Origin of the sequence: Pseudomonas sp. NPDC008258 (assembly GCF_042956345.1) — a bacterium.
Classification (GTDB): domain Bacteria; phylum Pseudomonadota; class Gammaproteobacteria; order Pseudomonadales; family Pseudomonadaceae; genus Aquipseudomonas.
Window position 1 is genome coordinate 1 of sequence record NZ_JBIBGE010000069.1, and the last position, 7,168, is coordinate 7,168.

At 56.8% G+C, this 7,168-nt stretch carries 6 protein-coding genes and 2 pseudogenes; 5 read left to right on the forward strand and 3 right to left on the reverse strand.

The window, feature by feature from the left end:
- The 5 genes and pseudogenes from ACFY9W_RS28850 to ACFY9W_RS28870 all read left to right on the forward strand — a co-directional run.
- Positions 1-95 (forward strand): annotated as a pseudogene (locus ACFY9W_RS28850) (IS5/IS1182 family transposase); the annotation flags it as partial.
- Between the two features lie 71 nt (positions 96-166).
- Positions 167-592, forward strand: a complete 426-nt coding sequence (locus ACFY9W_RS28855; protein WP_391138202.1) for a hypothetical protein — start codon at positions 167-169, stop codon at positions 590-592.
- Positions 593-843: 251 nt separating this feature from the next.
- Positions 844-1,176, forward strand: a complete 333-nt coding sequence (locus ACFY9W_RS28860; RefSeq protein WP_391138205.1) for a hypothetical protein — start codon at positions 844-846, stop codon at positions 1,174-1,176.
- Between the two features lie 62 nt (positions 1,177-1,238).
- The gene (locus ACFY9W_RS28865; protein ID WP_391138208.1) at positions 1,239-2,207 is read left to right on the forward strand and encodes a helix-turn-helix domain-containing protein; all 969 of its coding nucleotides are present in this window, start codon (positions 1,239-1,241) and stop codon (positions 2,205-2,207) included.
- A 72-nt stretch (positions 2,208-2,279) separates the two neighbouring features.
- Complete coding sequence (locus ACFY9W_RS28870; RefSeq protein ID WP_391138211.1) at positions 2,280-3,590, forward strand: OprD family outer membrane porin; 1,311 nt, start codon at positions 2,280-2,282, stop codon at positions 3,588-3,590.
- Positions 3,591-3,629: 39 nt separating this feature from the next.
- Here ACFY9W_RS28870 and ACFY9W_RS28875 read toward each other — a convergent pair whose 3' ends face one another.
- The 3 genes and pseudogenes from ACFY9W_RS28875 to ACFY9W_RS28885 form a co-directional block, all read right to left on the reverse strand.
- Positions 3,630-4,907, reverse strand: coding sequence for an MFS transporter (locus ACFY9W_RS28875; protein ID WP_391138214.1), 1,278 nt, complete (start codon positions 4,905-4,907; stop codon positions 3,630-3,632).
- Positions 4,894-6,696, reverse strand: coding sequence for an alpha/beta hydrolase domain-containing protein (locus tag ACFY9W_RS28880; RefSeq protein ID WP_391138217.1), 1,803 nt, complete (start codon positions 6,694-6,696; stop codon positions 4,894-4,896). The genes ACFY9W_RS28875 and ACFY9W_RS28880 overlap by 14 nt, the downstream gene beginning before the upstream one ends.
- A gap of 377 nt (positions 6,697-7,073) precedes the next feature.
- Positions 7,074-7,168, reverse strand: a pseudogene (locus ACFY9W_RS28885) (IS5/IS1182 family transposase); the annotation flags it as partial.

Genomic DNA, 7,168 nt, shown 5'->3' on the forward strand with positions numbered 1-7,168 from the left:
CGCGCTTCGACAAGCTCGCAAAAAGTTATGCTGCGATGGTCTCGCTGGCTTGTGTCATGCGGTGTATGCGACGGCTTTTTTCAGACAGAGCCTAGAACAGAAACCTGTCTAGTTCGCGACTTTGGTGCCGATAAGGATATGAGATCAACCACACTTGAGGATTTTTATGTCTTACGGATCGGTGGAAACCCAAGCACTTGAGGCTGCACGACTCGCGGGAATTCGCACTGTAGATGTCGTTCACAAGGACAATTCGCACATCGTGATCACGCTCACGTGCCCTCGCAATCCAGACACTGCAGAGCCGGCAAAGGTACTGGCAGGTGCAATTGAGGCCTCGGACAGATTCACTGAAAATGTGACTGTTAGCGTAGAGGTTGAAGGGCAGGCTCCAGTACCTTCGTTTGTTCAAGAGGCTATCGATTACCTCAAGGGGTATCCGGTCAAGCTTATCGTTGTGTGTGATGGTGCCAGCACACACGCTCCAGGCGCATTGCTTGATGACGCCCTTTGCATGAAGGTCAACGAACTGCTCCCAGGCGGTACGATGTGGCACCCGGTCGTAGATATGACCGTCTGGACAAATCGCTAGACACTCCCGAACAAGGCAGCGCATATCAAACGATCTCATCGCGCGCTGCTAAGCGCTTTACCGCTGCATGCCAGCGGTAAAGCCTTTCCTAAGATTTCTGCCAGCGTCTGCTCTCTGTAAGAGGGACGTGGAGAGGCCTGTGCACCTCCTTTCGCTAAGGTTTGCGCGGCCAGCAAAGAAACCCTACATAGCGAAGACAACTGCAAAGCCAACAATCGTGAACGCTGAGGTCTTTTGCAACGGAGTCGCTCATGCAAGACCTACAATTTCCTCAAGGCCTGTTCAGCTATGAAGAGTTCCTAGGTTGCGTCTGCTGGGATGGTGATTACATGTTCTGGAGCATTATCAAACCAGGCAACGGACTTAAGGGTAATGAGGTAACAACTGCTTGGGGACAGTGTCACCGCGACCACGCTCAGCAGCAACTGACGGTTGTCGTCGAGGGTAGCAACGACCTTTCGCTCATCGGCCAATCTTTGATTTTCGGCTTCGAATGGCTTGATGAAACGCAGCAATGCACCCGCTATTGGCAAATCCTTCCCAACGGTCTGATCGGCAGGCAGGGTACTGCCATCAAGCGCTGACGCCGGCACAGTTCTTGCGTCGAATGCTGCTAGTGGTTAGGCAACTCAGCGTGGGGTGGTGCATGTATTCCGTGTCATACCGAGTGGATGCCAGTTGCGATAGCTATCGCAAATGGCAGCAGACTTTGGCGCAGTTGCTATGGCCCTGCCTGCATCTGGCTAACGGGACTGACATCGTTCACTCGGCAATCGAGGCACGTCAGAAACGAAGTCTGCGCCTCGTCAAGACGGCTTCAACACCACTGAAAATTTTCAGCCGCCCCGGCTCACAAGTGCAGCAGCCCACGCCCTGCTTCTCGATAGCGCTGGTGTTGCAAGGGCGTATTGAACATTGCACTGCTGGCAAAGAGCAGATTCTGCTACCTGGGGATCTGCTGCTTACCGACAACCAGCAAGCTTATGACTTGGGTTTTACCTCCAGCGCAAGCTTCATTTCCATGCCGATGGCCAAGGCTTCGCTGCCTCGTAATATGCAACTGGCAAAAGGCTTGGCGGGTGGCGTGCTACGCCGTGATCAGCCTGCAGGCGTGGTCATGGGACAGTTGATGCGTACTACCTTCGAGCAGCTGCCGGGCCTGACCGATGCGCAAAGCAATGTCCTTGAGGGGGCACTGCAGCAGCTTGCTTTTGACACATTGTTAAAAGCTCGTTCTCCTCGCACCCGCCAGGCGACGCGCTCGCATCAATATTTGCTCGGCGAGATCACGCGTTTTGTAGACAACCATGCCTGCGATCCCGAGATCACGCCGGACAGGCTTTCTGAGCACTTCGGGATCAGCTTACGCCAGCTCTATAACATGTTCTCGCCGCTGTCGATCACCCCTGCAAGTTACATTTGGCGTTGCAGGTTGGAGCAGAGCCGCCGCCTGCTCGGCGACCCTCGGCAAGCCCACATGACGATGACCGATGTGGCATTCAGTTGCGGCTTCTGCAACGCCTCGCATTTTTCCAAGGCCTTTCGCCAGCAGTTTGGGTGTAGCCCAAGCGACTATCGCCAACATGAGTACATCGTGCACGCTGGAAACAACTAGTCTTCCAGCCAGGCCAAGCGGTACCTGAAGCGCTACGTAATCTGTTGTCTCCACAGTGGAGACATCAATAAGATGAACAATACGTCACGCCTGGTACCCCTTACTCTTTTCCTAGCTTGCGCAAGTCCGGCTCATGCCGGATGGCTGCTCGACAACGATCAGGTCACGCTCGGCTACCAAAACTACTATTGGAACGAGCAAAGCCTAGATACTGACGAGGGTTACCCTGCCAAGTCCCGCCGTGAATGGGTTGATGCCTGGACCTTCGACTACTTCACCGGCAAGGTTACTAAAGGTTGGGCCCTGCGTTACGGTGCCGCCTTCGCCCATGATTTGAGCATCAGTGACAGCGCCGACGAGGTGTCGAATCTTCCACAGAGGCACACACTCACTGATCCAGGCACGCTGGCCGGCACACGTACAGCCTACCTCAACTACACCACCCCCGCCGGGCCAGGTCAGCTGACTGTCGGTTATGGCAAACAGAACCGCAAGAGCCACCTATACACCGACTCTGACACTCGTATTCTCAAAGCCACATCCACGGGTGTGGATCTGACATACGAGACTTCCACCTGGAAGGCGTACTACACACGCTTCTCGCGGTACACCGCGCGTAATGATGATGGTTGGGGGGATCAGCTGGAAAACTTTACCGGTCAACGTATCGACTATGTCGACTACTACGGCCTGGAACTGGCACCAACAGACAACCTACGCCTGATGCTGCAATCACTGACTGCCGCTGATTATCTGAAAGAACACTTCGCCCGATTGTCGTTCTCACCGAGCTTCAGCCCAACCACGCGCTTGAGCCTGACATACGGCCAGCAACAGGACGCGGGCCACCTGTTCGAAACTAATGGCCTCGGCGGCTATGCACCAGCAGCCGAACATCTGTCGACGCGCTGGAGCGAAGCGCGTGTGGAGCATGCAATTGGCGGCACGACACTGGGCCTGGCGGTCAATCAGGTGCGGGGGGGGGACTACAACCGAGTTCTGTTCCACGCTGATCCTGGCACTTGGGAAGGATCAGGAAACGGCTGGAACTTCTATGGCTTGGAGGACGAGCGGACCTGGACCGCAGACATCAGCTGGAACCTGGCCGCAGCGGGTATACCTGGCCTAAAAATGCAGGCAATCGCCAAGCGCTCCAGTGGTGCGCGCGGCTACCAAGGCTTCGGCCGCCACGAACTGGCCACGATCATCAGCTATGCACTGCAAAAGCCCTTTGACGGCCTGTCGGTGATGCTGTACCTGAACAGGCATCGTGCCGACGGCGAAATCGATCACGTAGAGCGTCTGATACCGGTCTCCGGGCCAGCCCAGTTGGAGCGTAAGGACGTGGTACGCCTCTATTTGTCTTGGCAGAAGACCTTCTGAACAAGCGGGCGTGGCTAGACGCCACGCCCGCTTGTAGTTTCAACGAAGCGACAGCTCAGCTGAGGGCTCACGCGCTTTGAGAATCAGCATCGCTCCAATGGCCAGTGCGGTGGCTACGGCAGCCATCGGCGCGAGCAACGAGCCAGTCAGCTGCTGACCAACGCCCAGCAGCCAGGGACCTACGAACGAACCTAACGAAGCAATAGTGTTGACCAATGCAATCGCCATCGCAGATTGCCGTCCCTGATATAGCTTGCCTACCAACGCCCAGATCAATGGAATAGTCGCGGTAATACCTGCATATGCAAGCGACAAGCCCAACAGCAAGCCTACTGCATCACGGGCTAACCAAAGGGCAACCACGATGCCGGTGATCGCCAGCAACAATGCCCCACATATATGCCAACGCCGTTCATTCAGTCGGTCTGAGTTCAGCGCAAGTAAAGGCATAAACAGCAGTGAAGCGATGTAAGGCGCTGACGCCATCCAGCCCAGCGCATGCAGGCTCACAGCTCCTCGCTGTTGAAGCAACGCTGGCAGCCAGAACATCACCGAGTACACCCCCAGGTAAATCATCGCCATGGCGAGTGCCAACCGCCAGAACTGGGGATCACGAAGCACATCAATGAACCGCCCTGATTTGCCCAGCTGTCCAACTTCTCGATCCAAGTCTCGCAGCAAGGCATCGCGCTCCAGCGGTTTAAGCCACGGAGCCTGCGCTGGCGTATCCACCAACCAGCGATAGATTACGGCCGCCATCAGCACCGCTGGTGCCCCCTGGAGGAGAAACAGCCATTGCCATCCCCTGAAACCCATCGCACCTTCAAGGTGGGCCAAGATATACATGGATAGCGGCCCGACAATGATGCCTGCCACCGGCCCGCCGAGCATCAAAAGGGAAAGAGCACCAGCACGATGCCTGGCAGGGAACCAGCCGCTGAGAAGATAGACCACCCCTGGGTAAAACCCGGCTTCTGCGGCGCCGAGAAGCGCACGCATGGCGTAGAAGTGCATTGGCGTCTGTACCCAAGCCATGGCCATGGTAAGCAGCCCCCAAGTGACCATGATCCTAGCCAACCAGACACGAGCGCCGAAGCGCACAAGCAAAGCATTGCTAGGCACCTCGAAAGCGCAGTAGACCAAGAAAAATAATCCAGCACCGAAGCCGAATGCAGCAGCGCTAAGGCCGATGTCGACCGACATCGTCTCGCGCGCGAAACTGATGTTCACTCGGTCGACAATAGACAACGTGTAACCGATAAATAAGATGGGTAGCAAACGCCAGCCAACTTTGCGCAACAGATCAGTGCTGGCCATTGGTTGGCTCCTGAATGCTGGAAACGGTTCGGGCCAGACGCTCACCCTGGGAAATCACCTGAGCAGAGTCTGCTTCTAGAAGCAATCGCCCCGTCACCAGAGTCTCCACTGCCTGGCGCCAGAGCTTCATGAAGTGTTCAGGCGAAGAATATCGCTCCTCCAGCGAAAGCCGACTGTCACCTGTGGCAAGCCTTTGCACGCGGCTGTCAGCGAATGGCTCGCAGCTCCCCCAGATCAAAGCCAGGCCCGGCGCACCATGCCCGACCAAGCGGCGATTGCGTCCACTGTAGGTCGCGACTGGCACCACGAGCTCCGGCATCGGGATGCCACCCATAGGATTGCCATTGCTATCCGGGCAAGGTACCAGCACCGGATACTCGCGTACTTGGTCTTCATCCATGACTATCCGTGCTGGAGCCATAGTTGCGTCGTAGGGGAGCCCAGAGAAACGGGGGTAGACCTGCTCTGCGCGCTCCAGAGGCACCAGGCTGCCCTCAGTGAGCGACGGGAAGCGGCTGGCGGGCGGCGTAACTTCCCGCGTTACCCACTCAACCAAAGCGACTAGCAATGCTCGCGCATAACAACCCCAATCTATCGGGTTGGTGGGGGCCTGACAGATATCCTCGACACCAAACGAAGCGGGGCTACCTACCACGTGCTGACCGGCGACGAAATACAGACGTACCATCTCGGGCAGATCGATACCATGCCCTTGGCCATCGGTTGCCAATAACGACAACCGCCCATGCCATGTCTCGCTGTCTGTTTCCAATTGCATGATCTTGGGCGTGCAGCCTTGTGCTTCGCATCGACGTAGCAAGCTATCGCGTTGCCCACTCCACGGCTCTGCGGACAGCCCATAAGTAAAGGGGAACGCCAGATCTGGTGCATCGCTGTCTTCGTGCTGGCGAGAGAACCGGGACACCCGCCAGAATGGTTGGTTTGCCTTAGTCACCCGAGCACCGCCAGCAATGATCAGCATCGCATCGAACAAGCGACTGCCGGCTGTAGCTTGGTTGAACCCCAGATGAAGGAACTCACGCAGGAACCGCGCCCCTTGGGAATATCCTTTCGCAACCAGCGTGACGGCTCGGCCGGCCTGCCACAAAGGATTCGGGTTACCCCGCTGGTCGCATGGACATTGTTTGAGGAAGTCGAAGACTTCGCGGACCACCCCAAAACCCAGACCACTGACGATAGGGTCGGTGGACAGATACTCCAGGCGATAAATCGCCCCAGCATCCGCCTGTGGGGCAAGACGAATACGCACTCGATGGCTGTCTAGCACGGTCAGGCAGTTGGTATCCAGCGCCACTGCGGGCTCATCCGCCTGCTGCCGCACACTGAGCCGGCATTTGGCTAAGTCGAGAATAGGATAAGCAAGCTCGGCGATCACATAGCCGGCTTCACGAGCGTTGCTGGTACCACCGATTGCGGTATCGGGAATAATTTCCTCATGCACCCAGCCACGAACATCCTGCGCACGCGGCAAGCGGGCCAGAATCAGTTCAGGATCGGGCGCGATATCGCCTTGCCAGCCGCACCAGACCGTAGCCATGCCCCGGCTCGCCATGAAACCTGCACCGTTCGCAATAGCACTCTCATCACACTGCAGAACCTGTGGCCCCTGACTGAAGTCGGCCAATGGCCCTATCCAGCCACCGCGATTAACGATATTGGCGACTACGGTCAGTTGAGTTGTCGCCTGCTCCTCCTCCGGCAACAGCAAGCACAAGTCCGTTTCGACCTCAATCAAACCATCGGCATCTCGCCTGACCGAGTCCAGCAAGCGAACATTCGCCAGCGACGGTGACGTCGGATCCAGGCACACTCTGGCAACGCCCCGGAAGAATTGGAAGTTTCTTACCGGACCTTCCAGATGTGCACAATCCAGCGGGATACGAGTGGGAAAGGAGATTTCAACCACACCTGGTATACGGTTGGACGAGCGACTTGCGAAGTTATGTGACATTTGCGGGACCTCGGCGATTCTTGTAGGTATGCGCCCCTTAACGGGCCCCTCTGACGTTACCCCCCGCCCAGCGTAAAGCCTCGTGTTTGCATGCCTAGCATGCGACTCCTGCACTCTCGGCACAGGCTGAATTCGAGGCAAAAAAGGGCGCCGAAACGCCCATTTTTCATTTCGTGACCGCGACGGTCAGTGCACTAGGCTCTGTCTGAAAAAAGCCGTCGCATACACCGCATGACACAAGCCAGCGAGACCATCGCAGCATAACTTTTTGCGAGCTTGTCGAAGCGCG

Excerpts from the sequence above, each read along its gene's own strand:
- ACFY9W_RS28855 (WP_391138202.1), top strand. The coding sequence starts at position 167 with ATGTCTTACGGATCGGTGGAAACCCAAGCACTTGAGGCTGCACGACTC.
- ACFY9W_RS28865 (WP_391138208.1), top strand. The coding sequence starts at position 1,239 with ATGTATTCCGTGTCATACCGAGTGGATGCCAGTTGCGATAGCTATCGC.
- ACFY9W_RS28870 (WP_391138211.1), top strand. The coding sequence starts at position 2,280 with ATGAACAATACGTCACGCCTGGTACCCCTTACTCTTTTCCTAGCTTGC.
- ACFY9W_RS28875 (WP_391138214.1), bottom strand. The coding sequence starts at position 4,907 with ATGGCCAGCACTGATCTGTTGCGCAAAGTTGGCTGGCGTTTGCTACCC.
- ACFY9W_RS28860 (WP_391138205.1), top strand. The coding sequence starts at position 844 with ATGCAAGACCTACAATTTCCTCAAGGCCTGTTCAGCTATGAAGAGTTC.